The sequence below is a fragment of the Variovorax sp. PDC80 genome (assembly GCF_900115375.1).
Lineage (GTDB): Bacteria > Pseudomonadota > Gammaproteobacteria > Burkholderiales > Burkholderiaceae_C > Variovorax.
In genome coordinates this window covers 19,868-46,625 of sequence record NZ_FOWG01000016.1, presented here as the reverse complement: position 1 = coordinate 46,625, position 26,758 = coordinate 19,868, and the positions used below count along the sequence as shown (strand labels likewise).

At 66.5% G+C, this 26,758-nt stretch carries 26 protein-coding genes; 5 read left to right on the top strand and 21 right to left on the bottom strand.

Annotated elements, in window-relative coordinates; all coding sequences use genetic code 11:
* Positions 1-10: 10 nt before the first annotated feature.
* Genes hslV through dksA form a run of 3 tightly spaced genes read right to left on the bottom strand, consistent with a single transcriptional unit; the run spans position 11 to position 3,354 of the window.
* Positions 11-556 (bottom strand): ATP-dependent protease subunit HslV, encoded by a 546-nt coding sequence (hslV, locus tag BM109_RS34510; protein WP_057597019.1) that lies wholly within the window; start codon positions 554-556, stop codon positions 11-13.
* Positions 557-614: 58 nt separating this feature from the next.
* Positions 615-2,273, bottom strand: coding sequence for an STAS domain-containing protein (locus BM109_RS34505; RefSeq protein WP_093353357.1), 1,659 nt, complete (start codon positions 2,271-2,273; stop codon positions 615-617).
* 46 nt (positions 2,274-2,319) lie between these two features.
* On the bottom strand, positions 2,320-3,354 hold the full coding sequence (gene dksA / locus BM109_RS41710) for an RNA polymerase-binding protein DksA (protein ID WP_256222971.1): 1,035 nt from the start codon (positions 3,352-3,354) through the stop codon (positions 2,320-2,322).
* Between the two features lie 362 nt (positions 3,355-3,716).
* On the opposite strand from dksA, the gene BM109_RS34495 reads away from it, so the two are divergent.
* Entirely contained in the window at positions 3,717-5,174 is a 1,458-nt protein-coding gene (locus tag BM109_RS34495) for a YdgA family protein (RefSeq protein WP_256222970.1), read from the top strand.
* 53 nt (positions 5,175-5,227) lie between these two features.
* On the opposite strand, the gene BM109_RS34490 is transcribed toward BM109_RS34495, so the two are convergent.
* From BM109_RS34490 to dapF, 6 genes are all read right to left on the bottom strand, one after another.
* Positions 5,228-6,280 carry a CobW family GTP-binding protein gene (locus BM109_RS34490; protein ID WP_093353350.1) on the bottom strand — a complete coding sequence of 351 codons (1,053 nt, stop codon included), beginning with the start codon at positions 6,278-6,280 and terminating at the stop codon, positions 5,228-5,230.
* A 121-nt stretch (positions 6,281-6,401) separates the two neighbouring features.
* Positions 6,402-7,625: a class I SAM-dependent rRNA methyltransferase gene (locus BM109_RS34485; protein WP_093353348.1), complete on the bottom strand. Its 1,224-nt coding sequence runs from the start codon at positions 7,623-7,625 to the stop codon at positions 6,402-6,404.
* The gene (locus BM109_RS34480; protein ID WP_093353688.1) at positions 7,622-8,668 is read right to left on the bottom strand and encodes a tyrosine recombinase XerC; all 1,047 of its coding nucleotides are present in this window, start codon (positions 8,666-8,668) and stop codon (positions 7,622-7,624) included. Before BM109_RS34480 ends, BM109_RS34485 begins: the two co-directional genes overlap by 4 nt.
* Entirely contained in the window at positions 8,652-9,311 is a 660-nt protein-coding gene (locus BM109_RS34475; protein WP_256222968.1) for a YdcF family protein, read from the bottom strand. The genes BM109_RS34480 and BM109_RS34475 overlap by 17 nt, the downstream gene beginning before the upstream one ends.
* Positions 9,308-10,009 carry a DUF484 family protein gene (locus tag BM109_RS34470; protein WP_093353345.1) on the bottom strand — a complete coding sequence of 234 codons (702 nt, stop codon included), beginning with the start codon at positions 10,007-10,009 and terminating at the stop codon, positions 9,308-9,310. Before BM109_RS34470 ends, BM109_RS34475 begins: the two co-directional genes overlap by 4 nt.
* The gene (gene dapF, locus BM109_RS34465; RefSeq protein ID WP_093353343.1) at positions 10,006-10,881 is read right to left on the bottom strand and encodes a diaminopimelate epimerase; all 876 of its coding nucleotides are present in this window, start codon (positions 10,879-10,881) and stop codon (positions 10,006-10,008) included. Before dapF ends, BM109_RS34470 begins: the two co-directional genes overlap by 4 nt.
* A gap of 63 nt (positions 10,882-10,944) precedes the next feature.
* On the opposite strand from dapF, the gene BM109_RS34460 reads away from it, so the two are divergent.
* Positions 10,945-12,324, top strand: coding sequence for a DUF4303 domain-containing protein (locus BM109_RS34460; protein WP_093353340.1), 1,380 nt, complete (start codon positions 10,945-10,947; stop codon positions 12,322-12,324).
* A gap of 7 nt (positions 12,325-12,331) precedes the next feature.
* Here the strand turns inward: BM109_RS34460 and BM109_RS34455 are convergent, their stop codons facing one another.
* From BM109_RS34455 to BM109_RS34425, 7 genes are all read right to left on the bottom strand, one after another.
* Complete coding sequence (locus BM109_RS34455; RefSeq protein WP_093353337.1) at positions 12,332-13,153, bottom strand: alpha/beta fold hydrolase; 822 nt, start codon at positions 13,151-13,153, stop codon at positions 12,332-12,334.
* A gap of 55 nt (positions 13,154-13,208) precedes the next feature.
* Entirely contained in the window at positions 13,209-14,795 is a 1,587-nt protein-coding gene (locus BM109_RS34450; protein ID WP_093353335.1) for an MFS transporter, read from the bottom strand.
* Positions 14,788-15,186, bottom strand: coding sequence for a DoxX family protein (locus BM109_RS34445; protein WP_093353686.1), 399 nt, complete (start codon positions 15,184-15,186; stop codon positions 14,788-14,790). Before BM109_RS34445 ends, BM109_RS34450 begins: the two co-directional genes overlap by 8 nt.
* A gap of 5 nt (positions 15,187-15,191) precedes the next feature.
* On the bottom strand, positions 15,192-17,099 hold the full coding sequence (locus tag BM109_RS34440; protein ID WP_218159441.1) for an amidohydrolase: 1,908 nt from the start codon (positions 17,097-17,099) through the stop codon (positions 15,192-15,194).
* An 80-nt stretch (positions 17,100-17,179) separates the two neighbouring features.
* Positions 17,180-17,470, bottom strand: coding sequence for a DUF1427 family protein (locus BM109_RS34435; protein WP_093353330.1), 291 nt, complete (start codon positions 17,468-17,470; stop codon positions 17,180-17,182).
* Between the two features lie 42 nt (positions 17,471-17,512).
* The gene (locus tag BM109_RS34430) at positions 17,513-18,166 is read right to left on the bottom strand and encodes a hydrolase (RefSeq protein ID WP_093353327.1); all 654 of its coding nucleotides are present in this window, start codon (positions 18,164-18,166) and stop codon (positions 17,513-17,515) included.
* 53 nt (positions 18,167-18,219) lie between these two features.
* A complete protein-coding gene (locus BM109_RS34425; protein WP_093353324.1) occupies positions 18,220-18,939 on the bottom strand; it encodes a pirin family protein in 720 nt (239 codons plus the stop codon).
* A 194-nt stretch (positions 18,940-19,133) separates the two neighbouring features.
* On the opposite strand from BM109_RS34425, the gene BM109_RS34420 reads away from it, so the two are divergent.
* Together BM109_RS34420 and BM109_RS34415 are read left to right on the top strand one after the other, a co-directional pair.
* Positions 19,134-20,051, top strand: coding sequence for a LysR family transcriptional regulator (locus BM109_RS34420; protein WP_093353320.1), 918 nt, complete (start codon positions 19,134-19,136; stop codon positions 20,049-20,051).
* 70 nt (positions 20,052-20,121) lie between these two features.
* Positions 20,122-20,439, top strand: coding sequence for a hypothetical protein (locus tag BM109_RS34415; protein WP_093353317.1), 318 nt, complete (start codon positions 20,122-20,124; stop codon positions 20,437-20,439).
* 23 nt (positions 20,440-20,462) lie between these two features.
* On the opposite strand, the gene BM109_RS34410 is transcribed toward BM109_RS34415, so the two are convergent.
* Complete coding sequence (locus BM109_RS34410) at positions 20,463-21,098, bottom strand: 2-hydroxychromene-2-carboxylate isomerase (protein WP_093353315.1); 636 nt, start codon at positions 21,096-21,098, stop codon at positions 20,463-20,465.
* A 215-nt stretch (positions 21,099-21,313) separates the two neighbouring features.
* Here BM109_RS34410 and BM109_RS34405 point away from each other — a divergent pair, with 215 nt between their 5' ends.
* Complete coding sequence (locus BM109_RS34405; RefSeq protein WP_256222967.1) at positions 21,314-22,162, top strand: alpha/beta hydrolase; 849 nt, start codon at positions 21,314-21,316, stop codon at positions 22,160-22,162.
* A gap of 58 nt (positions 22,163-22,220) precedes the next feature.
* Here the strand turns inward: BM109_RS34405 and BM109_RS34400 are convergent, their stop codons facing one another.
* The 4 genes from BM109_RS34400 to BM109_RS41010 form a co-directional block, all read right to left on the bottom strand.
* On the bottom strand, positions 22,221-22,565 hold the full coding sequence (locus BM109_RS34400) for a hypothetical protein (RefSeq protein WP_093353310.1): 345 nt from the start codon (positions 22,563-22,565) through the stop codon (positions 22,221-22,223).
* 135 nt (positions 22,566-22,700) lie between these two features.
* Positions 22,701-23,813: a DNA adenine methylase gene (locus BM109_RS34395; protein ID WP_093353683.1), complete on the bottom strand. Its 1,113-nt coding sequence runs from the start codon at positions 23,811-23,813 to the stop codon at positions 22,701-22,703.
* A gap of 5 nt (positions 23,814-23,818) precedes the next feature.
* Complete coding sequence (locus tag BM109_RS41015; RefSeq protein ID WP_143129323.1) at positions 23,819-25,162, bottom strand: hypothetical protein; 1,344 nt, start codon at positions 25,160-25,162, stop codon at positions 23,819-23,821.
* Positions 25,162-26,733, bottom strand: a complete 1,572-nt coding sequence (locus BM109_RS41010; RefSeq protein WP_143129322.1) for a DGQHR domain-containing protein — start codon at positions 26,731-26,733, stop codon at positions 25,162-25,164. The genes BM109_RS41015 and BM109_RS41010 overlap by 1 nt, the downstream gene beginning before the upstream one ends.
* Positions 26,734-26,758: the final 25 nt, after the last annotated feature.

Genomic DNA, 26,758 nt, shown 5'->3' with positions numbered 1-26,758 from the left:
GTGGCGGGCCTCAGAGCGTCTCGACGGTGTGGTTCATGTTCGTGTAAATGCAGAGTTCGCCCGCGATCTCCAGCGATTTCTTCACGATCTGCTCGGCCGTGAGCTCGGTGTTGTCGAGCAGCGCCTTGGCCGCCGACTGCGCGTAGGCGCCGCCCGAACCGATGGCGATCACGCCGTTCTCGGGCTCCAGCACGTCGCCGTTGCCGGTGATGATCAGCGAGGTGGTGGCATCGGCCACGGCCAGCATGGCCTCGAGGCGGCGCAGCACGCGGTCGGTGCGCCAGTCCTTGGTCAGTTCGACCGCGGCGCGCGACAGGTGGCCCTGGTGCTTCTCGAGCTTGGCCTCGAAGCGTTCGAACAGGGTGAAGGCGTCGGCCGTGGCGCCGGCGAAGCCGGCCAGCACCTTGCCGTGGTAGAGCCGCCGCACCTTGCGCGCCGTGCCCTTGATGACGATGTTTCCGAGTGTGACCTGCCCGTCCCCACCGATGGCGACCTGGTCGCCCTGGGGGGTCTTGCGGCGCACGCTCACGATGGTGGTGCCGTGAAATTGTTCCATCGCAGCCATCTGGGGACTGGGCGGGGCAATGCAAGTCCGCCCGGGGCGGCATGAAAGCCTAGTTCTTGCGCAGCGCGACCGTCGCGTGGTCGGCGATGCCGACCAGCCCGAACAGGGTCGCGATCAGCCGGTGCGCATCGACGAACTGCACCCGCTCGCCCTTGGCATCGCGCTCGCGCACCCAGCCCAGCAACGAACCGGCCGCGGCCAGGTCCATGCGCAGCAGCGCGGCGCAGGAGATCACGGGCGCGGTGCCGCCGCGCAGGTCGGCATCGAGCCGCTGCAGGTTCGACGGCGACTCGCCGCGCAGGTCGCCCGCGAGCGCCGCGAAGCCGCTGCCGGCCGAGGGGAAGCTCTCGGATTCGCCGCCCACCGACAGCAGCGACCAGACCGAGCCCATGCGCGACGGCGTGGACACCGGCGCGGCGATCGCGCTGTATTCGCCGCGCGGATCCTGCCAGGACGGCGGCGACACCTCGTAGGTGATGCAGTAGTTGAGCGCCACCAGCTCGAAGTCGTCGGGCAGGTGCATCAGGCGCAGCGCGGCCATGTGCAACTGCCACCAGACGTCGTCGATGCCGCGCTCGTTGTTGGGCGCGGACTCGGCCAGCACCGCCAGCAGCTGGGCCGCGCCGATGAAGCGCAGCTTGACCGGCGAATCGGCCCAGTGCGCGAACAGCACGCGCAGCGGCGCGGCGGCATCGGAGCCGATCGCGCCCAGCGCGCGCCAGTCGAGCGTCCAGACCGAGCCGGCCTGCGACAGCGCCCGCGTGAGCGCCACCAGGCCGTCGCGCGCCAGCTTCGGCGGCGCGGCCCAGTCGGCGGCGCCTTCGGCGGGGGCGCTGTCGCCCTCCTCGCTGGCGGCTACCGCCTTCACGCTGCGCGCCAGCTCGTCGAGCGCCACCCAGTCGGGGCCCATGCGCCGCATGCGCTGGGCATAGCGCATGCGCGCGGCCGCGAACTTGGCGGCGTCGCCGGTGGCGCGGTAGAGGTCGAACAGCGCGCGCCAGCGGGCGTCGTCGCGCTCGGCCGTCGCGGCATGGGTCTCGTCGGTGCCGCTCGCGCCCTCGGAGGCCAGCGCCTGCAGCAGGATCGCCTCGGCACCGACGTCATCGCCGTGCGCGAAGCGGATCACCGCCTCCTCGAGCGCGCCGTCCTGCGCGAGCCGGGTCGCCATGTGGGTGCCGCTGGGCGAGGCCGTGGCCACGGCCGCGGGCGCCACCGGGGCGGGCACCGGCCGGGAGGGCGGCTCGAGCAGCGCGTCGGTATCGGCCGGCGACAGCGTCTCGGCGCCCGCGTCGGGCGGCGACTTGACCAGCGTCTCGCCGTTCGGCCCGCGCCCCTTCCACCACTGCTGCGACATCTGCTCCTCGATCTCGTCGATCTTCTTGAGCGTGAGCGCGCGGCCCTCGGATTTCTCCGAGGTGCTGTTGATGTTGAACGACGACGGCGTGACCGTCGCATCGAAGGCGTGGGCGGCGGCCTCGCGCTGGCGCAGCTTGCGCAGCATGTCGAACTCGCGCCGGCGCACGAAATCGTTGCGCTGGCGCCGCTCGATCATCTCCTTGAGCATTTCCCGGCTGTAGGCCGGGTCGGGCAGCGAGGAATCGGAGGCGTTCGTCGTCGAGGGGGTGTCCAGCTCCGACCAATCCTTGAGCGGATTGCGGACGAACTTCGCCACCTTGGAAAGCAGGCGGCCCGTTTCTTCCTTTGGCATTCGCGGGCGATGGACGACGGTCGGAGCCGGGCCGGAGAACCGGCGCTCAGTCCCCGAACATCTTCTGCTTGAGCTCGCGGCGCTGCTGCGCTTCGAGCGACAGCGTGGCGGTCGGGCGGGCCAGCAGGCGGCCCACGCCGATCGGCTCGCCGGTTTCGTCGCAGTAGCCGTAGTCGCCGGCGTCGATGCGCTGGATCGACTGCTCGATCTTCTTCAGCAGCTTGCGTTCGCGGTCGCGGGTGCGCAGCTCGAGGGCATGTTCTTCCTCGATGGTGGCGCGGTCGGCCGGATCGGGCACGACCACCGTGTCTTCACGCAGGTGCTCGGTGGTTTCGCCGGCATTCTCGAGAATGCCGCGCTTGAGTTCGACGAGCTTCAGGCGGAAGAAGGCCATCTGCTTCTCGTTCATGTACTCGGCATCGGGCATCGCGATGACTTCGGCATCGCTGAGTTCTTCGACGGACTTGGTCTTCCAGTTGTTGGCCAACTTCGGATCTTTCTTCACATTCACGGGGGGAGGCGGAACCAGCGCCTGCGAGGCGGTCTGGATAAAGCTGGACTTGGCGGCGGTCGATGCCACCGATTGCGGCATCGAGGGCACCGTCAGTTGCGACAGGCGGGACACCCGGCCGCCGCGGGCGGGGGCGGGCGCGGCCGTTGCCGTGGCGACTTCGGGCTCGGGGGTCGAAGGTGTCGCCGGGGCGGAGGAAGAGGCGGCAGCCGTTTTTTTCATGGGAATCGGGGGAACAGGTGAAACGGCACGCGGGCCGACGGGTTTGGTGGACGATGGACCCGCTTTGGCTGTCTTGCTCGCGCTCTTGGCCGGGACGGTTGCCGCCGGCTCGCTGGCAGGCTTGGTGGCGGGATGAACTGCTTTCTTCGCCGATGCGCTCGCGGCCTTGGCCGTGGGCGTTGCGGTCTTCTCTGTCTTGACGCTCTTTGCTGCGGCGCCTTCCTTCTTCGCTACGGTCGCCGTCGCGGAAGATGCTTTCTTGGCCGCCGGTACAGCCGGCTTCGCGGCCGTCGCCTTGGTGGCGTCGGTCCTGGATGCTGGCGTGGCCTTGGCGGCGGGCTTCTTCACGGTGACTGGCTCCTTGGACGAACTGGAACGCGCTTTCACTGGTGTCTCCTCCCATGGGAGCCACTGCGGACCTGGTCGGCCGCGCGGGCTCCACGTTGTCGAGGGCATCCGCCGGTCGGCGAACCCCGGGGTTATACCCCCGAAAGCCCGCCGCAAACATGCGGCGCCCTCCTGTCTTCGACCCCTGCCGCCCCCTTGCGGGGGGACCTGGCGTTTTCAACAGGCGCGCGATTGTATAGAGAACTCGAATGCGCGGGCGATGCGTTTGGCCCCCACGGCGCTCCGGTAGCATCGCGCCGCGCCGGCGGAGGGCCGGCGCCAGGGGCCTCATGGCCCTGGATACCCCTACAAGAAAGCCGAACTTGAGCAAGAAGACAGTCCTGGGAGTCCTGGCCGCCGCGATCGCGCTGGCCTATGCCGGCAGCACCTGGTGGGCCGGCAACAAGGTGAAATCCGTCTACGACAGCGCCTTCGCGGAACTGCCGCGGCAAAGCGCGCTGGTGCGCGTGACCGAACGCAGCTACGAGCGCGGCTTCCTCGGCGCGGTCAGCACCGTGACGCTGGAACTCGGCTGCCCGGCCGACGCCGCCGTGGCCGGCGCGCCGCCCGCGGACCCGGACGAAGAAGACGGCGAGGAGCCCGCGCCGACCCCGTCCAAGCCACTGCGCCTGAGTTTCCGCGACACCATCCGCCACGGCCCGCTGGCCGGCGGCAGCCTGGCCGCGGCCACCATCGACAGCGAACTGCTGCTCGACATCAAGGGCCAGGCCGAGGCCAGGAAGGTGTTCGGCGACGCCAGGCCCTTCGGCGCCCACACCCGGGTCGGCTTCGACGGCGGCTACGCCAGCGAGATCACGCTCGCGCCCGGCCAGTTCGCCGACGAGGGCAAGACCCGCGTCTCCTGGCAGGGCGCGCAGCTGCGCGTGCGGGTCGACGGCGCGCGCACCGAGGCGCACTACGAACTCGCCCTGCCCGGCTTCGAGGCCGCGGACCTGCGCAACGGCGTCAACCTCAAGATGGGCAAGCTCGGCGCCCGGGCCGACCTGGACATCCGCCACGGCTGGATGCTGGCCACCGGCAAGAGCACGGGCCGGCTCGAGGCACTGGAATTCACGGTGGCCGGCAAGAAGGCCGATCCCGACGCCGCCCCCGCCAAGCCCTTCCCCGCCATCGTGCTGCAGGGCCTCGACGCCGCCAGCGACGCCACCATCGAGAACGGCCTCTACACCGGCACCGCCACCTTCAAGGGCACGGGCTCGGTCGGCGCGACGCGCATCGACAACTTCGAGATGGCCAGCAGCACGCGCCGCATCGACGTCGGCGGCTACCGCAAGCTGGCCGAGGCCTGGACCCGCTCGGCCGCGGCCAACGGTTGCATCCGCGGCAAGGCCTCGCAGGCCGCGCTGCGCGCGCTGGCCGACCAGCTCGCACCCGATCTCAAGGCCATGGCCAAGCATGGCCCCGAGGTCGGTGTCGACCGCCTGCTGGTCGAGATCGACGGCCAGCGCGCCGAGTTCGGCTACTCGGTCGCCATGGCCGGCGTGACCGACGAGGACCTGCAACTGCCCGGCAACGCACTGCTGCTCAAGCGCGGCGTGCTCAAGGCCAACGCGCGGCTGCCGGTGAAATGGATCGAGAAGATCGCCGAGACCGCCGGCGGCAGCCAGGCGTCGTCGCCCGAAGTGGCCGCGCTGATGATCGAACAGTTCGAGCAGCAGGGCTACCTGAAGCGCGCGGGCGACGACGTGACCAGCCAGGTCGAGTTCAGCGACGGCCAGCTCAAGCTGATCGGCAAGCCCGTCGAACTGCCCGCCAAATAAAAAGGCGCCAGGCCTCGCGGCCGGCGCCTTTTTCTTCATTCAGAGGCCTCAGCTCATACCAGGCACTGCTCTAGCCCCTGCTCGAGGATCTCGCGCGGCAGCTCGATGCCGATGAACACCATGCGGCTCTGGCGCTGCTCGTCCTTGCCCCATTCGGGACCGAGGTCGCTGCCCATCAGCTGGTGCACGCCCTGGAAGATCACCTTGCGCTCGGTGCCCTTCATGTTCAGCACGCCCTTGTAGCGCAGCATGCGCGGGCCGTAGATGTTGACGATCGCGCCCAGGAAGTCTTCCAGCTTGGCCGGGTCGAAGGCGCGGTCGGCCTTGTAGACGAAGCTCTTGACGTCGTCGTCCGTGTGGTGATGGTGGCCATGGCCCTCGTGCTTGTGCGAGGGATGGTCGCAGTGCTCGCCATGCGCGTGGTCATGGTCGTGATGATCGTGGTCGTCTTCCTTCAGGAAGTCGGGGTCGATGTCGAGCTTGGCGTTCAGGTTGAAGCCGCGCAGGTCGAAGATGTCCTTGAGCGGCACGTCGCCGAAATGCGCCTTCTGCTGCGGCGCGCGCGGGTTCATGTGCTTGAGGCGATGGATCAGCGCCTCGGTCTCCTCGGCCGACACCAGCTCGCTCTTGCTGATGAAGATCTGGTCGGCGAAGCCCACCTGGCGGCGCGCCTCCTGGCGGTCGTTGAGCTGCTGCGGCGCGTGCTTGGCATCGACCAGGGTCAGGATCGAGTCGAGCAGGTAGCTCTCGGCGATCTCGTCGTCCATGAAGAAGGTCTGCGCCACCGGGCCGGGATCGGCCAGGCCCGTGGTCTCGATCACCACGCGGTCGAACTCCAGCAGGCCCTGGCGCTTCTTGGCGGCCAGCAGCTGCAGCGCCTCGCGCAGGTCTTCGCGGATGGTGCAGCAGACGCAGCCGTTGCTCATCTGCACGATCTGCTCCTTCGATTCGGTCACGAGGATGTCGCTGTCGATGTTCTCCTCGCCGAACTCGTTCTCGATGACCGCGATCTTCTGGCCGTGGGCCTCGGTCAGGATGCGCTTGAGCAAGGTCGTCTTGCCCGAGCCGAGGAAGCCGGTGAGGATGGTGGCGGGAATCAGGGCCATGGGGTGCTCCGGAAGCGGAAAACGGATGGAATGGATCGGAAAGCGGGAAACTGGCGGGCAGTGTAGCCAGTGCCACTGAGTTGCGTTGCCGCGGAGGCCAAGCCCCCTTCGGCCGGCACGGTCAAGCGGGTTTTCGCACCACCGCCAGCCCCTTGAGGTACTCGCCCTCGGGGAATTCGATGGTCATCGGATGGTCGGGCGCCGCGCCCAGGCGCTCGGCGATGTAGCCGTCCACGCCGGCATCGAGCCCGGCCGAGGCCACGATCTTGTGGAACAGGTCGGCGCCCACGCCGCCCGAGCACGAGAAGGTCAGCAGCACCCCGCCCGGCTCGAGCAGCTTGAGCGCGAGCCGGTTGATGTCCTTGTAGGCCCGCGCGGCGCGTTCGGCATGCGCCACCGTGGGCGCGAACTTCGGCGGATCGAGCACGATCGCGTCGAAAGTGCGGCCCTGGTCGAGGAACTCGCGCAGCACGGTGTTCACGTTGGCGTCGAGGAACTCGGCCTCGAAGCCGTCGGCCGCCGCGTCGAAGCCGTTGAGCGCCAGGTGGCCGCGCGCGCGCTCGAGCGCCGGCAGCGAGGAATCGACCGACACCAGCGAAGCGCCCTTCACCGCGTCCGCCACCTTCAGGCCCGCGAGCGCCGCCACCGTGAAGCCGCCCGTGTAGCAGAAGCAGTTGAGCACGCGGCGGAAGCGCCGGTGCCGCGCCATCTCGGCGAAGCGCCGGCGGCTGTCGCGCTGGTCGAGGTAGAAGCCGGTCTTGTGGCCGGTGGCGATGTCGAGCGACAGCTTCCAGTCGTGCTCACGGATCACGATCTCGGTCGCCTCGTCCTGTCCGCGCAGCCAGCCCGTCACCGGCTTGAGCCCCTCGCGCTCGCGCCCGCTGGCATCCGAGCGCTCGTAGAGCTTCGACAGGCCGGTCGCCTTCAGCAGCGCATCGGCCAGCACGGCTTTCCAGCGCTCCACGCCGGCCGACAGGAACTGCGCCACCAGCGTGTCGCCGTAGCGGTCCACGATCAGGCCCGGCAGGCCGTCGGCCTCGCCGTGCACCAGCCGCACGCCGTCGCTCTGGAGCTCGAACAGGCCGCGCGCCGCGACCGCGCGCGCCACCACCGACGCGAGAAAGGCCGCGTCGATGCGCTGCGTCTCGACGAAGCTCCAGGCACGCGCGCGGATCTTGGAATCGGGGCTGAAGGCCGCCCAGGCGAGGAAGGCACCGTCGTGCGATTCGATGCGCACGGTCTCGCCGGCATCGGCGCCGCCGCGCGCGATGGCGGATTCGAACACCCAGGGATGGCGGCGCTGCAGCGAGCGCTCCTTGCCGGGCTTGAGTCGGAGGGTTTTCATGTTTTCTTGTCGGGAGTTTTCTTGACGCCACGGCCGCTGCCACTGCCGCCATCGTCGTCGCGGGCCCGCGCGCGCGGATGCGCCGCATCGTAGGCGCGCGCCAGGTGCTGGAAATCGAGCCGCGTGTAGACCTGCGTGGTCGCGATGTTCGCGTGCCCCAGCAGGTCCTGCACCGCGCGCAGGTCGCTGCTCGACTGCAGCACGTGGCTCGCGAAGGAATGGCGCAGCATGTGCGGATGCACCGGCGTCGCGAGGCCGGCCTTGAGGCTGCGCCCGCGCAGCAGCTTCCACACCGCCTGCGAGGACATGCGCACGCCCTTGGCGCTGATGAAGAGCGCCGCCGCCTCGGCCGGTTCGCGCAGGGTGGCGGCCGTGAGCGCCGCGCAGTCGCCGCGCACCGCGAGCCAGGCCGTCAGGGCCTCGATGGCCTTCGAGCCCACCGGCACCATGCGCCGCTTGCTGCCCTTGCCGAGCACGCTGGCCTCGTGGGCGTCCATGTCGATCCAGCCGCGCGCGGTCTGGCTCGCGCGCGCGTCGAGCCCCGTGAGCTCGCTCACGCGCAGGCCGCAGCCGTAGAGCACCTCAACGATCGCGCGGTCGCGGGTCTCGGTCCAGGGGTCGGCCTCGGTGTCGTGCAGCTCGGCCAGCCGCACCGCGTCGTCCACGCCCAGCGCCTTGGGCAGCGGGCGGTCGGCCTTGGGCGCGTGCACGTCCTGCACCGGGTTGAAGCCGATCAGCTTCTCGTGCCCGAGCCAGCGGTAGAAGCTGCGCCAGCACGACAGCACCAGCGCGATGCCGCGCGGCTCGCGGCCCGAGCCATGCAGCTGCGCCATCCAGCGGCGCACGTGCGCGGTCTGCACGCGGTCCAGCGGCAGCCTGGCCTCGGCCGCGTTCGCCGCCAGTTCCTTCAGGTGGTAGCTGTAGAGCTCGAGCGTGCGCGCCGACAGCCGGCGCTCCACGCGCACGTACTCCAGGTATTTCTCGATCCAGCCCGAGTCGGCGGGCGGGGCCTCGGCCCCGGCCGCGCTAGAAGAGGTAGCCATGCGCGGCATTGTTCACGACCGCGAGCGGCTCGCGCAATGCGCCCTTGAAGACCATGCCCCAGCGTCGCCAGCAGCTCGAGGGCGCGGCCGCGTACTGCACGTCGAAGGCGCGGTCGAAGCCGCTGTTTTGCGCCAGCCGCTTCACGCGCCACAGGTGGTAGGGCTCCGACACCACGATCACGCTGCGCACGCCGGCTGCCTGCAGCATCGGCGTCGACAGCGCGAGGTTCAGCCGCGTCGAGCTCGACACCCGCTCCTGCCGCATCGGCCCGGCATGGCCCACGGCGCGCGCATGCTGCTCCATCACCTCGGCCTCGATGCGGCCGTCCTCGCTGTCGACGCCGCCCGAGAACAGCAGCTCGCGCGCCAGCCCGGCGCGCGCCAGCGCCACGCCCTCGTCGACGCGCCCGGTCAGGCAGGGATTGGGCTTGCCGCGCAGGTAGGCGCGGTTGCCGAGCACCAGCGCGGCGTCGGCCGCGCGCTGCGGCGGGTTGGCGAGCGCCTCGCGCGCACCTTGCCACACCACGGTCCAGGCGGTCGCATAGACGACCACGCCGACGCCGAACACGGTCCAGGCCGCGATCCGCAGCACGCGCGGCACCCGGCGCCACAGGCGCCCCAGCGCCGCGACGGGACGGATCAAGGCCGCAGCCGCGACAGCGCGCCCGAGGCCAGTTCGGCGATGCGCTCGAGGAAGTCGGTGCCCATCTCGGCGTTGAAGCGCTGCGCGTCGGGCGAGGCCAGCACCAGCAGGCCGAAGGCCGGGGCGTTGGGCTCGGCGCGCAGCGGGATCAGCGAGATCGAGGCCGCGGCATTGGGCTCGGGCAGCCAGTTGGCCGCCTCGAAGCCCGCGTTGAGGCCGCAGTACGGCGAGGTCAGCGAGGTCGCGAGCGCCTTCACGTCGTCGCTGACCCACTGCGCATAGGCCTCGTTGAGGTACTCGGTGCCGCAGTCCCAGACCTTGATGGCCGTCTGCGGCACCAGGAACAGCGACTGCAGGTCGACCGCGATGCGGTAGGGCAGGCTGCGCGGGTCGCGCGTGGTCAGGAGGCCGGCGGTCCAGCGCTGCAGCCGGTCGGCGATCACCACGTTCTCGGTGCCGTGGCGCACCATGTCCATCACGCGGTGCTCGAGCGCCTTGATCTTCTCGCGCAGCATCTCGGCCTGGCGCTCCTGCAGGCTCACGGCGCGGTTGCCGTGCGGGCTGGTGAGCTGCACCTGCGCCAGCAGCTGGGCATGGCGCTCGAAGAAGTCGGGCGTGTTCGCCAGGTAGTTCGCGATGTCGTCTTCGGTGATCGGGTTCATGGCGTTCGCGTCGTGGTTGTTCGTGGGAAGGGTCATGGCAGCTCCGGCACCTCGATGTCGCCCTCGAACACCGTGGTGGCCGGGCCCGTCATCAGCACCGGCCGGCCCTCGCCCTGCCATTCGATGGTGAGCATGCCGCCGTGCGTCTGCACGTCGACCCGGCGGTCCAGCAGCCCGAGCCGGATGCCGGCCACCACCGCCGCGCAGGCGCCGGTGCCGCAGGCCAGGGTTTCGCCCGCGCCGCGCTCGAACACGCGCAGCTTCACGTGCGTGCGGTCGACCACCTGCAGGAAACCGGCGTTCACGCGCTGCGGAAAGCGCGGATGGTGTTCGATCTGCGGCCCCTGCTCGGCCACGGGCGCGGTCTCGACGTCGTCGACGAGCTGCACCGCGTGCGGGTTGCCCATCGACAACACCGCTACCGAAACGATAGCGCTGCCGGCCCGCGTGCCCAGCGCCAGGTGCCAGGTGTGCCAGCCGCCTTCGGGCTGCGGGTCGAGCCCGGCAGTGTCGAAGGGCACGCGCTCGGGTTCGAAGATCGGCGCGCCCATGTCGACCGTCACGCGGCCGTCGTCGCCCATGCGCGGCTCGATCACGCCGGCCAGGGTTTCGACGCGCACCGTGTCCTTGTCGGTCAGGCCATGCTCGCGCACGAAGCGCATGAAGCAGCGCGCGCCGTTGCCGCACTGCTCGACCTCGCCGCCGTCGGCGTTGTGGATCACGTACTGGAAGTCGGTGCCCGCGGCGCGTGCGGGCCGCACCGTGAGAATCTGGTCGGCGCCGACGCCGAAGTGGCGGTCGGCCAGGAAGCGGTACTGCGCGGCCGTGAGGCCCAGCGTGCCGCGCGTTTCGTCGAGCACGACGAAATCGTTGCCGGCCCCCTGCATCTTGGTAAAGCGGATTCGCATCGACGGATTATCGCCAGCGGCATCGGCCCTTAGGATCGCGGGCCCAAAGGAAATCGCCTGCCCATGTCCTCCGAAACCCCGCCGCCCACTGATTGGAAGGCGCTGGAACCGCTGCTCGTGGACGACGCCGTGCGCGCGCTGCGGGCCCTGCTGGACCAGAACCCCGGCGAAAGCTTCTACGCCGCCGCCCTGTACGGCCTGTACCGCGAACTCGACGGCCCGGTGTTCCTGCCCGGCCTGGCGGCCCACAGCCTCGGCGCCCTCGGCGGGCCGCCGGCCGGCCGTTTCTGGGAGGCGGCATGGAACCCGCCCGACTGGCGCTGGGACCTGAGCGGCTTCGAGAGCGAGGCCCTGGGCGCCGGCGCCGAGGCGGCCGCGGCCGCGATGCAGTCCACGCGCCGCGCCTGGCTCGCGGGCGAGCGCCGCTGCATCGACATGCTGGTGAGCGCCACGAAGAAGATCCGCAAGGCGCTGGCGCAGAGCCATCCGGATCGGCTCGCGCCCGGCTTCGTCGTCTTCCTGCACGACGAGGAAGGCGGCCCGGCCTGGGTGCGCCGCTGCATCGGCGAGAAGGCCTTCCTCGCGCTGATGCCCAAGGAGGACGCGCACGAGAGCGAGCGCCGCCGCGTCGCCGCGCTGCCGGAGGAGGCCCAGGCGCAGTACCTGGTCGAGCGGCTGGGCCGCTTCGAGGGCGCCATCGACGGCGAAGACGCGGCCGAATGGCTCTGCCGCCTCGGCGCGCCCGCCGTGCCGCCGCTGCTCGAACGGCTGGCGCCCAAGGGCCGGGCCTGGGAAGCGGCCTCGCTGCTGGGCCGCATCGGCGTCGCCACGCCCGAGGTGCTGGCCGCGCTGCGCCGCCAGGCCAGCGGCCGCGGCGAGCCGCCCGACCGCGCCTGGGCCGCGCGCGCCCTGGCCTTCCTCGGCGACAGCGACTGGCTGCTCGCGCAATTGGCGACGGGCGCGAATGCCGAGGTCGCCATCGAAGGCCTGTGCGCGCCCTACTCCGCCTTCCGCGACCGCACGCCGCTGGCGCTCGACTACCGCCCGCTCGAGGCCCTGCTGTCTTTCTCGCCCGCCGCCGAGGCCCGCGCGCTCGCCATCCTCAAGCCCGGCAGCAGCTACTGCAGCCTGCGCACCGAAGAGGTCGACGAGGCCCTGCGCGGCCTCGCCGCGCCGCATGCGCGCGTGCGCATGCATGCCGCCAGCCTGATGGACGACCGCGGCCTCGGCGCCGCCGCCGGCCGCCGGCTGCTGCCCGCGCTGGCCGAACGCATCGCGCACGACACCGATGCCGGCGTGCGCTGGACCGCCCTCTACAGCCTCGCGGCCTGGAAGCGCGCCGGCCGCCCATGGCACGAGGCCGTTGCCCGCGCGGCGCAGCACGATGCCGACGAACGCGTGCGCGCCGAAGCCCTCGCGTGGCTCGGCGCGCACGGCGGCTGAAGCGCGCTCAGCCCTGCACGAAGCCCAGCAGGTCCGCGTTCACGCGGTCGCGGTGCGTGGTGCAGGTCGCATGCGGCGCGCCCGCGTACACCTCGAGCCGGCTGCCCGCGATCAGTTCGTGCGCCAGCTTGCCCGTGGCCTCGAAGGGCACGACCTGGTCGTCGTCGCCGTGGATCACCAGCGTGGGCACGTCGATCTTCGCCATGTCGGGGCGGAAGTCGGTCTCGGAGAACGCGGTCACGCAGTCGATCGTTGCCTTCAGCGAGGCCTGCAGCGCGATCTGCAGCGTCTGCTTGAACACGCCCTGCGACACCGCCGCGCCCGGCCGGTTGGTGCCGTAGAAGATGGTGCTGAAGTCATCGAGGAACTGCGCCCGGTCGGCCGCCAGGCCCGCGCGGATGCCGTCGAACAGCGACTTCTCGGGGCCCACCGGATGGTCGGCCGTCTTCATGAACAGCGGCGTGACCGCGCTGATCAGCGCCAGCTTCGCCACCCGCGCCGAGCCGTGGCGCGCGATGTAGCGCGTGACGTCGCCGCCGCCCATCGAGAAGCCCGCGAGCACCACGTTCTTCAGGTCGAGCTTCTCGATCAGCTCGGCGATGTCGTCGGCGAAGGTGTCGTAGTCGAAGCCGGTCCAGGGCTGGCTCGAGCGGCCGAAGCCGCGGCGGTCGAAGGCGATGGCGCGGTAGCCGCGTTCGGCGAAGAACTGCATCTGGCTGTCCCACATGTCGGCGCTCAGGGGCCAGCCGTGGCTGAACAGGATCGGCTGGCCGCTGCCCCAGTCCTTGTAGTAGAGCTCGGTGCCGTCGCGAAGGGTCAGTGTGGTCATGGTTTTTCCTTGGTGAGGGGTTGAAAGAAGCGGAAGGGGAAAGAGGAAGGAAGGCTCAGAGCGACAGGAAGTGATGCACCTCCGGCTTGCCCGGCCCCGCATGGAAGCGCAGCGCCTCGCCCTGCAGGTCCGCATCGGCCTGCGACACGCGGTGGTGCTGGCGCAGGTGCTCGGCCCACGACTCGACGAGGAACCATTCCATGATCCGTTCCGGGTCGGCCGTGTGCTCGTGCAGGCCCCAGGCATAGGCGCCGTCGCGGCGGCGTTCGAGCGACAGGCGCTTCATCGCGGCCATGAAGGCGGGCCGGTCGTCCTTGCGGATGCGGTACTCGACCTGGATCATCACGGGCCCGCGGTCGTGCGCCACGGGCTCGGCCACCAGCGGCTCGGGCCAGTGGTTCGAGGCCTGCAGGTCGGCTTCGCCCGCGGGCAGCTTCACGCGGTGGAAGATCAGCCCCGCCACCACCAGCCCCACGGCGCCCGCCACCAGCGTGAACGGCACGCCGATCTGCTGCGCCACCAGGCCCCAGCCCAGGCTGCCCGCGGCCATCGCGCCGTTGAACACCGTGAGGTAGACCGCCAGGCCGCGTCCGCGCACCCAGTTCGGCAGGATCGACTGCGCCACGCCGTTGAGCGTGGTCAGCGCCACGATCCAGCCCAGGCCCAGCACCAGCAGCAGCGCCACGGCCAGCCACTGGGGCGGCGCCAGCACCAGCGCGCCCATCACCGCCGCCGTCAGCACCGAGGCCAGCAGCAGCATGCCGTCGGCATCGAGCCGCTCGCGCATCCGCGGCATCAGCAGCGCGCCGCCGATGGCGCCCGCCCCCACCGCGCCCAGCAGCACGCCGTAGAAGCCGGCGCTGCCGCCGAGCATCTGGCGCGCCACCAGCGGCAGCAGCGCCCACACCGAGCTCGCGAACAGGAAGAACACCGCCGCGCGCAGCAGCACCACGTGCAGCTCTTTGCTGGAGCGCGTGTAGCGCAGGCCGGCGCGGAAGGCACCGAGGAAGTTCTCCGACAGCCCGCTGTCGACGGCCGCCGGCCGCTTCCACCACAGCAGCGCCGCGATCACGAACACGTAGCTCAGCACGTCCACGCCGTAGGTCACGGCCGCGCCGAAGCTCGCGAGGATCAGCCCGCCCGCGGCCGGGCCGATCGAGCGCGCGATGTTGATGCCCAGTGAGTTCAGCGCCACCGCGCCCTTGAGGTCCGAACGCGGCACCAGCTCGGGCACGATCGACTGCCAGGTCGGCCCCATCAGCGCCGCGCCGATACCGCCCACGAAGGTCAGCGCGATCAGGTACTCGACCGTGAGCGCGCCGGTGTGCGAGAGCACCAGCAGGCTGCCGCTGACCGCCGCCAGCACCAGCTGCACGAAGATCAGGAAGCGGCGCCGGTCGAGGATGTCCGACAGCACGCCGGCCGGGATCGCCAGCAGGAACACCGGCAAGGTGGCCGCGGTCTGGATCAGCGCCACCGCGGTCGGGCTGGCCGACAGGTCGGTCACCAGCCACGAGCTCGCCACGTCGCGCATGAAGCTGCCGATGTTGCCGAGCACCGTGGCGGCCCACAGCACCGCGAACACCGGCTGGCGCAGCGGGGCGAAGGCGCCGGGCTTGGCGGTCTTGGGGGCTTCAGTCATCGTGACGTTCCTTGAGGTCGAGCCAGGCCACGAGCACGAAGCCGCCGACCAGTCCCAGGTGTTCGAAGAAGGAGTTGGCGGCCATGAAGCGCTCGTGCCCCAGCGGCATCTCCCAGAAACGCAGCGCGACGAAGGTCGCCATCAGCGTGAAGCCCGCCAGCGCGAGCGCACCGAGCCAGCGCCAGAAGCCCGCGAGGATCAGCGCCGCGGCGCCGAGCTCGAGCACGATCACCGCCGCGGCCAGCGGGCCGGCCGGCGACAGGCCGAAGTGGTTCATCTCGGCGATCGCCGCGTCGAAGTCCATCGCCTTGTTGAGGCCGCCCTGCAGGTAGGCCGCGCACAGCAGCAGCAAGGCGATCCAGCGCACGGCCGAAGAAGTGGTCCAGCGCATCGCCATCACACCGCCCAGCAGGCGCAGCCCAGCGCGCCCCAGAAGCTCTTGAGGTCGGCGATCGGCAGCTTGCTGCTCCAGGCCGTCGCGTGGCTGTGGCCATGCACGTTGCAGTCGTTGGCGCAGCCGCACGACGCAGCGGCGTTGCGCATGACCTTCTGCATCGGCGCGCCTTCGGCACCATGCACGCCCTGGGTGTCGGCCCAGCCCGCATAGCCCCCGAAGGTGCGCGCCGGCGACCAGTCGGGCATCGCGGGCGGCGGCGCGCCCTCGTCGAGCGACGCGAAGCGCCCGGCGCCATAGACCACCTTGCCGCCCACCATCGTCAGCAGCGCCGTGATGTCGGCGATCTCCGATTCGGCGCAGCCGAAGTAGTCGCGGTCGGGCACCACCAGGTCGGCGAGCTGGCCGGCCTGGATGCGGCCCTTCTTGCCCTCCTCGTTCGAGAACCAGGTGACGTTCTCGGTCCACATGCGCAGCGCCCCCTCGCGGTCGAGGCAGTTGCGCTGCGGGTAGAGCTGCATGCCGCCCACCGTCTTGCCCGTGATCAGCCACGACAGCGACACCCACGGGTTGTAGGAAGCCACGCGCGTCGCGTCGGTGCCGGCCGAGACCTTGAGCCCGCGCTCGAGCATCTTCTTGACCGGCGGCGTGGCCTCGGCCGCGCCCGCACCATAGCGCTCGACGAAGTACTCGCCCTGGTAGGCCATGCGGTGCTGCACCGCCACCCCGCCGCCGAGCGCCGCGATGCGGTCCATCGACTCCTCGGAGATCGTCTCGGCATGGTCGAAGAACCAGTTCAGGCCGGCCAGCGGCGTGTCCTTGTTGACCTTCTCGAACACGTCGAGCGAGCGGCTGATGGTCTCGTCGTAGGTCGCGTGCATGCGCCAGGGCCAGCGGTTCTGCGCCAGGATGCGCACCACCTCCTCGAGCTCGCCTTCCATCTCGGAGCCCATCTCGGGCCGCGGCTCGCGGAAGTCCTCGAAGTCGGCGGCCGAGAACACCAGCATCTCGCCCGCGCCGTTGTGGCGGAAGTAGTCGTCGCCCTGCTTGTATCTGGAGGTCCTGGTCCAGTTCAGGAAGTCGGCCTTCTCTTCCTTGGCCTTCTGCGTGAACAGGTTGTAGGCCAGGCGGATCGTGAGCTGCCCGTCGTCGGCCAGCTTCTGGATCACCGCGTAGTCGTCGGGATAGTTCTGGAAGCCGCCGCCCGCGTCGAGCGCGCCGGTCACGCCCAGGCGGTTGAGCTCGCGCATGAAGTGGCGCGTGGAATTGAGCTGGTAGTCGAAGGGCAGCTTCGGGCCCTTGGCCAGGGTGGCATAGAGGATCGCGGCATTGGGCTTGGCCAGCAGCAGGCCGGTCGGGTTGCCCGCGGCATCGCGCACGATCTCGCCGCCGTGCGGCGCCGGCGTGTCCCTGGTGTAGCCCACGGCGCGCAGTGCGGCGCCGTTGAGCAGCGCGCGGTCGTACAGGTGCAGGATGAACACCGGCGTGTCGGGCGCCACCGCGTTGAGTTCGGCGATGGTCGGCAGCCGCTTCTCCACAAACTGGTGCTCGGTGAAGCCGCCCACCACGCGCACCCATTGCGGCGCCGGCGTGATCGCCACCTGGCGCTTGAGCATGCTCATCGCGTCGGCCAGGCTCCTCACGCCGTCCCAGCGCAGCTCCATGTTGTAGTTGAGGCCGCCGCGGATGATGTGCAGGTGGTTGTCGATCAGCCCCGGCAGCACGCGCTGGCCCTGCAGGTCGATCACGCGGGTGTTCGCACCAGCCAGCGGCAGCACGTCTTCGGCGCGGCCCACGCGGGTGTAGCGGCCGTCCTTGATGGCCACGGCATCGGCCGTGGGGTTGGCGCGGTCCAGCGTGGTGAAGCGGCCGTTGCGCAGGATGAGGTCGGGGGTCTGTGTGTTGGCCATGGTCGGGGTGGATGCGAGGGAGGTGGCGGCGAAGGCGCCGAGGGCGCCCAGGAGCTGGCGGCGTTGCGGGTCGGGGGTGCTCATGCATCGCTCCTGTCGGACGAGCGGGTGGCGGCGGTCTTCGCCGCTTTGGGCTGCACGCACTTCGGCAGTTCGCCGAACACGTGCGGCTTGACCTGGTGATGCAGCCACGAGGTGGCCGCGGGGCGCTCGAACACCTGCCGCACCAGCGGCGGCAGTTGCTCTCCGAGCAGGATGCCGAGCAGACCGACCAGGGCGATCACCGGCGGCGCCGGCGAGCGCACCTGGAACAGCGCGTAGATCACGCCGACCAGCAGGCCCAGCGCGAGGGAGACGACATAGGGCTTCATGGCCGGCGCTCTCTGTTCGTTGTTGCGTTCGTTGCCGGGGGCTCAGCCTTCGTGGGCGCCGAACATGCTCTTGGCGTAGTTGATGCCGATGCCGTAGGCGCCGCCCACCTTCTTCGCGATGCCGGTCGTGAGCTCGTAGGTGTCGCCGCGTGCCCAGTCGCGCTGCAGCTCGAGCAGGTACTGCAGCGAGGTCATCGGCCGCGCGCCGGCCTGCACCATGCGCTGCATCGCGCGCTCGTGCGCCTCGGCCGACACGTCGCCGCAGGCATCGGCGATCACGTACACCTCGAAGCCCTGGTCCAGCGCCGACAGCGCCGGGCCCACGATGCACACGCTGGTCCACAGGCCCGCGAGCACGATGCGCGGCTTGCCGATCTGGTTCACGCGCTCGATCACGGCTGCGTCCTCCCAGGTGTTCATCGAGGTGCGGTCCAGCATCTTCTGCCCGGGGAAAGCCGCCGTGATCTCGTCGAACATCGGGCCCGAGAAGCTCTTCTCGGCCACGGTCGTGAGGATGGTCGACACGCCGAATCCTGCCCCTGCCTGCGCCACCAGCGCGGCGTTGTTGCGCAGGCTCACCGCGTCGATCGAATGCGTGGCGAAGGCCATCTGCGACTGGAAGTCGATCATCACCAGCGTGTGGTCGGTGGGGGTCAGCAGGGTGGCGCCGGCGGTGGGGGTGGCTTTGATGGACATGGGAAGACTCCTGAAAAAACGAGGTTGAAAAAAGACAGAGGGGAAAAAGGAAATCAGAGCGCCGGCAGCTCGTTCGGCCGCAGGTCGAACACCAGCACCTCGGCGTCGTCGCCGTTGGCAAAGCTCAGTTGCTGCGCGAGGCGGATGCGGGCGCCGTCGCCCTCGGCCATGCGCTGGCCGTTGACTTCCACGCTGCCGCGGGCCACGTGCACATAGGCATAGCGGTCGGCGGCCAGTTGCAGCGAGGCGGTTTCGGCGCCGTCGAACAGGCCGGCGTAGACGCGGGCGTCCTGGTGCACCGCGAGCGAGCCCTGGTCGCCGTCGGGCGAAATGATCAGCCGCAGCCGGCCGCGCTTTTGCTCGGCGTCGAAGTGCACCTGCTGGTAGCGCGGCGCCACGCCGCGCGCACCGGGCACGATCCAGATCTGCAGGAAATGCACCGGGTCCACGGCCGAGGCGTTGAACTCGCTGTGCCGCACGCCCGTGCCGGCGCTCATCATCTGCACGTCGCCCGGATGGATCACCGAGCCCGTGCCCATCGAGTCCTTGTGTTCGAGCGCGCCTTCGAGCACGTACGAAAAGATCTCCATGTCGCGGTGCGGATGGGTGCCGAAGCCGCGGCCCGGCGTCACGCGGTCGTCGTTGATCACCAGCAGGTCGGAGAAGCCCTGCTGCTGCGCGTCGTGGTAGTGGCCGAAGGAGAAGGTGTGGCGCGACTGGAGCCAGCCGAAATTGGCGGTTCCACGGTCGGTGGCGGCGCGAAGTTCCAACATGGTTGATGACCTTTCGATGACAGTTTTGATCGATGTGATTCACAATCGCTTTCGGGGCTCATCCCCTAGGCATGGATCAATCATCGCGGGCCTAAACCCGGTCATCGGCGAAACTTTTCATCCTCTATGATCGAAGTTTTCGATCATCTATTTCAATCGTTCAACCTTCGTATTCATCGACAGGAACACGCCCCGTGCTCAAGCTCAGCCTGGAAGCCATCGAGGTCGTCGACGCCATCGCGCGCCACGGCTCCTTCGCGGCCGCCGCCACGCGCCTGAACAAGGTGCCCTCGACCATCTCGTACGCCGTGGGCAAGCTCGAGGAGCAGCTCGGCATGCTGCTGTTCGAGCGCAACGGCCCGCGCGTCACCCTCACCGCCGCGGGCGAGGAGATGCTCAAGGAAGGCCGATGGCTGCTGAGCGCCGCGAGCGACCTCGAATCGCGCATGCGCCAGATCGCCACCGGCTTCGAGTCCGAGCTGCGGCTGGTGCACGACTCGCTGATTCCCACCCAGGCGCTGATCGGCGACCTGCGCGCCTTCGAGGACCTGCGCTGCGGCACCCGGCTGCGCATCGGCTGCGAGGCCCTCACCGGCACCTGGGAAGCGCTGCGCGAGGGCCGCGCCGACATCGTCATCGCCGCCGGCGAAGGCCCGGCCGGCGGCGGCTACCAGGCCACGCAGGTCGGCAGCCTCGAGTTCGCCTTCTGCGTCGCGCCCACCCATCCGCTCACGCGCATCGGCCGCCCGCTGCAGCGCGGCGACCTGCTCGAGCACAACGCCATCGTGGTGGGCGACAGCGCGCGCACCCTGTCGGACCGCACCGTCGGCCTGCTGGCCGGGCAGCCGCGCATCACCGTGCCCTCGATGGTCGCCAAGATCGCCTGCCAGCTCGAGGGCCTGGGCCACGGCTACCTGCCGCGCGCCTGCATCGCGCTCGAGCTCGCGCGCGGCACGCTGGTGGAGCTGCCCACCGAGGAGCCGCGCCCGCCCGAAGCCTTCTGGCTCGCGTGGAAGACCGGTGCCAAGGGGCAGGCGCTGCGCTGGTGGCGCGAGCGGCTCAACCGCGGGCTGGTGCCGGCGCTGCTGCCGCGTTCGATGTGGGTGCAATGAGCCGATGGCCGACATGCATGCGGCATGAGCGGCCTTCGCGCGCGAACGGTTTCAAGCGAGGATCGGCACCATGAGGACACGGATCGTGCTGCGCCGCGACAGCGGCTTCATGGATTTCACGCGCAGGTACAAGGTGGTGATCGACGGCGAGGAGGCCGGCACCATCGGCAACGGCGGCCGCTTCGAGACCGAGGTCGAGGCCGGCGCGCACACCCTGCAGCTGCGCATCGACTGGTGCAGCTCGAACCTGCTGGAGTTCTTCGCGCCCGAGGGCGGCCAGCTCGGCCTCGAGTGCGGCTCCAACCTGCGCGGGCGCCACATCTGGAAGGCCAGCCGCCTGCTCGACGAGGCGCCCGAGGCGTGGATCTGGCTGCGGCTTGCGGCCTGAGCGCCGCAGCCCCTGCCGGGGCCTCAGCCCGCCGCGCGCAGCTTGTCGAGCGCCCGGTCGAGAAAGCCCAGCCGGTCCTGCCCCCAGAAGCGCTCGTCGCCGAGGATGAAGGTCGGCGCCCCGAACACCCCGAGCTCCACCGCCTCCGCGCTGTTGGCACGGTACACGGCCAGCACCTCGGCCGACTGCTCCATCGCCTGCAGGGTCGCGCCGTCGTAGCCGTTCTCGTCGGCCACCGCGATGCGCACCGCGGCTTCCGACGTGTTGCGCTCCTCGGCCCACAGCGCGCGCAGCAGCGCATGCGAGAGCGGCAGCGCATCGAGCCCCTGCAGCTGCGCCGCGATCACCATCCAGCCCGCGTACTTGTTCCAGTTGGGGTCGCTCGGCGCGCCCTTCGGGTAGTGCGCCGGCTCCAGGTTCAGCGGCATGCCGAGGTAGTCGCGCCAGCGCGCCAGCTCGAGCGCGTGGTACGTGCGGCGCGGCTCGGGCCGCGTCTTCAGCGGAATACCGCCGGTCTGCGGCACCACCGCCTGGAAGTCGTAGGGCTTGAGCGCCAGCCGCACATGATGGCGGCGCACGATGTCCTGCAACTGCGGGCCACCGAGATAGGCCCAGGGCGAGGAAAGGCTGTAGAAGCAGTCGAGGGCAAGGGTCGTCATGGGGCCGGATTATCTGCAGCGCCCTGGCGCCCGGCGTCAGCGCAAGCCGACAAAAACCGGCGTCGCGCGGCGCCGCATTCCACATCGCGCAGCCAACCTCGCCGTACATCGTCGAACACCGCCATACACCACGCTACGCGCTGTCTTCCCAACGCGGCGAAACTATCGCCTTCCCGCCCGCGTCACACATGCCGGCCTTTTTCTCGGGAGCCCCTTTGCCCTCATACAACACCAACGCAAGAATCGCCCGCTTCGCCCTGTCGACCTCGGCCGCCGTCATCGGCAGCCTCGCCGCCTACTGGACCCTGCTGGCCACGCGCCAGGGCCACATCCTCTTCAATGCCCGCAAGCGGCCCGTGGTGCATCTGTCGGAAGACTTCTCCACCTACTCGCACCCGGTGCCCGGCGGCATGGTGCGCGGCTACGTCTACCACCCGCAGGGCGAGGCGGCCGTGCAGGACCTCATCATCTATCTGGCCGGCCGCGGCGAGGACGTGCGCGTGACCGCCCAGGCCCTGCACTGGCTGCCCGAGGGCTTCGGCATGGCCGCCATCAACTACCGCGGCGTGGCCGATTCGCAGGGCAGCCCGTCGGAGGTCGCCTCGGTGGCCGACGCCGAGCAGTTCGCGCGCCACCTGCGCCGCGCCTTCCCACAGGCGCGCCTGCACGTCGTCGGCCGCAGCCTCGGCACCGGCGTCGCCATCCAGCTGTCGGCGCGCCAGCCCTTCGAGAGCCTGCAGCTCGTGACGCCCTACGACTCCATGCTCGAAGTGGCGAAGAAGCGCTTTCCGCTCGTGCCGCTGTCGCTGCTGCTGCGCCATCGCTTCAATTCGATCGAGCACAGCAAGGAGGTCGCCGCCAAGACCCAGGTGCTGCTGGCCGAGCGCGACGACGTGGTGCTGCACGAACGCTCGCAGAAGCTCATCGACGCCTGGCCCACGCCCGTGAGCGTGAAGACCGTGGCGAACTCCGACCACCACAACATCATGGGGTTGGAGGAAACCTGGCTGCGGCTGATCGACTTCGCGTTGACGTCGGTGTTGCCGGAGCCGATGGCGGCTTGAGTCGGCGCCTGGCGATTGATTGATGCGTGAAAGCCGCCGGTTTTGCCGGCGGCTTTTTTCATGGTGCGCCGATAGCGGGAGTCGGGGGCTGGACAGCTTCCTCGATCGCCTCATGCAGCGTGATGGCCGCGGCGTGGATCGTGTCGATGCGCGACCTCAGGGCCCGGTTGAGCAAGCACAGCAAGGCGCTGAGCTCGGTGCGACTGGGGGTGAGGGTTTCGCAGTCCTGGAGGCCGGCGGGCTCGACCAGCTTTTCTAGCGCGGTGTAGGCGCGGAGGACTTCGTTGAGGTGGTCGGCGTCGTCGCAGGTTTGGAGTGCGAGGGTGCTCAGGTCGAGTGACGTGAGACGAACGAACGTCGAGGGATCAGAAGATTGCGCGCAAGCGCAAACGGATTCAGCCATGTGATGGACTCCTAGTTGCGCAGAGCTTCATCAGGCTTCCAAACCCGGCCGCACCACCTAGCGCGACGGCCTAATTATATTAAATCTCCATCTCAGATTTCGACAAATACAAAAAATTGACAATCCCGCCCACTCTTAAATCGGCTCCAACCTAAGAATTAACTCATCGGCATTCTGCCTCGCCTTTCGAGAGCCAGCAGTAACGGAGCTAACCCCACCAAGAGTACTGAATACGCTTTTAACAGATTTTTCGCTGATTTTGAAATTTTTAGCTGCAATCTCTCTTATTGCATCACCAGACAACCCGTTTGAACAAAGATGATCAGGAAAAGTAAGCATAACAACCGCGCCACGATCTGCCAATTTTTCCAGCAGCGCATCTATTGCCGACTCTGATTTTGATTTAAGACTATAGTCAGAGCTAGGCCTCTTAGAAGGCACGGGATAACGGCCAACCCCTGACACGGGCCCAGCGTCACCAGCCGCAATTGATTCTAAAACATGATAAAACCGACTGTATTGGACGCCTGAGTAAGGAGGGTCAACAAAAACCAAATCCCCGTCCATTGCTTGTTCGGCCAAAACGTTGGCGTCCCCAACAATTGCTGCGCCAAGCACTTTTGCGTGCCTCAAGACCAAGTCAGCCAATGCTGATTGAACTAGGTCACGGATATTTAACGCCCAGCTTTGGCCAAGGTACTGAAGTGCCGTAGCAGTAGGTTGAAAAGGTTGTGCTGTATGGCCAGGACTCGCTGCCGCCTTGCTCGCGGCAATAATTAAAGCGGCAAGGCACACCTTCTGAGCTGTGGGGTTTTCCGGTAAGTTTTTTCTAAAAGCGTCAAGCCAGGTCGCTTGCTCTGGACTGTAATAGTGCCCACCGTATGCGACAAGTAGGGCGCCCTGTCCTTCCGTTTTACACCATTTTCGTAGTTCTCCGACTAGTGTTTTGCTCATCTTCCTCATCAGAGGAAATGGTCTTTCTGCAACATAGCGACTAGAGGATTCCAGCCACCCACTCCACAGATCTACCGTGCTAAGAACTTCTGTGCGTGACGAAACCGCCTCCGCCAGCACAACGCTGAACAACTGCAAATCACAAGCGAGCGTTGGTACAGAGTAACGCTGCGCGACATGCCAAGTTACCGCGGCTGAACCACAAAATAAGTCGACAAAACGCTTTCGCCCTGAAATTTCGTCATTCAAAAAATCCCCCAGGCCATTTTTCAGCATCTGGCGCTTTGAGCCCATGTATTTCACGAAACCAAACCCCACACCCCTGCAAGTTCAAAACTTGTTATCTGATTTGCTACCCCGGCTTGAACTTTTCTCCATTCCCCCAACGAAGCGTTTACATCAGCCTCAGTTCGCCATTTCTCCGCATCCAACAAATGGTCCGCAATATCTTGCCAAAGATCTATAGGATTTTCCGGCAAATTTTCTTTTGGTCCTGAAAATCGAACCTCGCATTGAGGTCTCCAGAAGAAGTCAAGATCTTCCGCCGTGTATCCCGCATCAATAAGATGCTTTCTGGTAGAGCCGGTTGCCACAAACAAAAGCAAAGCTGCCCTTGAGATCACTTGGAATGCACAATTTTTTGAATTGACGTCAGATGCCTGCTCGGCAAACAAAATTGGCGATGGATCGCTCGCATTTGCAAAAAACTCTGCCCAACCATTGGCTGTCGCAGGCGACATACCCAATGCCGCCTCAAATACCGGCGCAGTGAGCGGCCTCTTCGAAGATTTTAAAACCTTCTTTAACAATGCTCGTTCCAATCTAGGGAATTGCCCTCCGGAATTAGGCTCAAACAGCCACCACAACTCCGAAACAAATTTAATGACCTCCGGAGCTGTGGGTGTCGGCATTCCTCTTAATTCCGCAGGTCGATAGCTGACAGTATTTCTTGATTGATGATCATCATTTAATAGTCCAAGGTCAAGCCCCCAACTTTTAAACCATTTTTGAGAAATAGCTCTTACTGGACGGGGGCTACCTACAGCATCCAACCACCCCCGTAATGTGATACCTTCTGGGGCGACCAAGCCATCCAATAGTTTTGCCGCTTTTTCAAGCGAGCCCCAATGACTTAAAAGCGGCCAAACAATCGAATGAGTTCCTGCCGCTTTTAGATTGTAGGTTCGATTATGCTTTTGCCAAAATTCGGCTTTTGTTATGATGGCCGTATCTACTCCAGATGGTTTTACGACCGGGTGTTTTGTATTAAGAATACCAATGCCTTCACAAGCCAAAATTGACATGGCTGCGCGCAATTCTGCGTAGTAGGCCAAATGCAAAGCTGCACCGAGATCTCCTTTCAACAGAGCTTCCGATGCACGCGCGAGAAATGACCAACCATCTATAACATGGGTGGGAGCAGACGAAGCAATATAATCAATTAAATGCGCCTCATTAACGGCTGTCGCCGCAACATCTGTTGCGTAGGTCTCCGAGGCTGACTTTTTATATCGATTACTGGCTTTCAACCAGAGCTTGTTACGCAATGCTGGCGCAAGACTGCTGAAATAATTTTGTATTGCAGGTCGAGATGCCAGCCGCACAATCGCCTTTTCTTGACTTCTTAAACGTGCGGCTCTCATTAGTAACCCAAACTACGCAAAACTTTTTGAGCAGCCTTGGCCGTGCCTAAATTTTTCTGAGCCAAATGGGTAAGAAGTTGCTTTCTTAGTTCCCGATAGCCACTGCTTCCTCTTAGCGCAAGCTTTAAAACTCTTTCGTTTTCAGTTAGTCCTGGCGTTGACGAAGTTCTCCAATCAAACTCAGACAATCCTTGTGTTACCTCGTCAACAAATTCGGATATTTCATTTTTCTCTAGGGAGCTAAGGGCAAGATTTTGAGCTTGCTCTTCTGTGGCGGCCATCTGCTTTCCACTTTTTTTGTCGTAGATAGCCTCCCACGTCCAGCCCTCCAACTCCAATTCGTCAGCGGAAACAAAAAGCAGATCATTTATGATCGACAAAAACCCTCTTATCCCCTGATCAGTCGACAAAAGAGAATTACTTCCGAACATTGCGGAATCATCTTTTTCAAAAAGCTCAGGATCTCCAAGCTCTCGAAGTTGCACCGCCCACTTCGCGCGAGTTTTATAAACGCTGTGCTGCAAGCTTTTTCCGGCGTAAATTAATAACGCGGCTTGCATTGGCCGATTCCATGGCAAAAGAAGATCATTTTTATCCTTACTTGCCCCGAATAGCCCGCCAATTTTTGTGCCCATGCCTTCCCATTGCTTCACAAAAGTGGCCATTAGTGACCGAATCCAGGCGGCCTGAGTTACCATCGGCACCTGATTGGGACGATCACTCATACGTTCCCCAAGCATGTTTATTCGATCGTGCCAGGGACTGTTTTCGCTACTCCAAAGTGCCTCTACCAACTCCTGGCAACGAGTTTCCCTATATATGGAATGCCCAGAAAATTGATCAAGCCAATCTTCACGCCTCAAAAGGGGATACAAGTCAAACGCGAGAGACTTATTTATCTTCTTAGGCGTGATATTTACAGACCAGAAGAGATAGGCTTGCCAACTGCGATCCAAATCATAAAAAGCGACCACAGGCAATTCAAAATCATCGCCAGGATCGAATCCGTCGAAGGCCCATAGTCGATGCTGCCCATCGATCACCTCCATAGGAAATACACTTTCTGGGGACCATTGTTCCCCACTCGTGTACGAAGGTGGGAAATGAATAAGTGCAACGTCGTCTGCTTCGTCCACTTTGACAACATCTTTTTTCGCAATCTGCGCCCCATTGCGTTTTGCATCTGGCGGCAAAATATTTATAAGAATTGCGGTAGGCAACCATCCAGGCTTTTGTAAATTTTTTGCCGCCGGTGCCTTTCTTCGAACTTCGGGCATTTCGCACCAAGGGAATCCAAACTTTACGTACTCTTGGATTATTTTTGACCTGGCCTCCTCATGGCCACGCTGAACGTTCGGATCCTTCGCGCGCGCCAGTTTGCCTTTAGTAGAACGCCTATAAACCCCTGTCAATGCTTTCAAATCTCTGGCTTTTATTGAGCACAGAAAAAAATTCTCGCTTGGCTTGGACTGTTGAGCCGCTGCATCGAACTCAATCGAATTCCATTCAGGAAGCCACTGTCGAACACGAATCGCAGGAGCGTAACTTTTAGAGGATTTTGCAGTAGCCATCTTAGTAAATCTAATTTTTACAGGT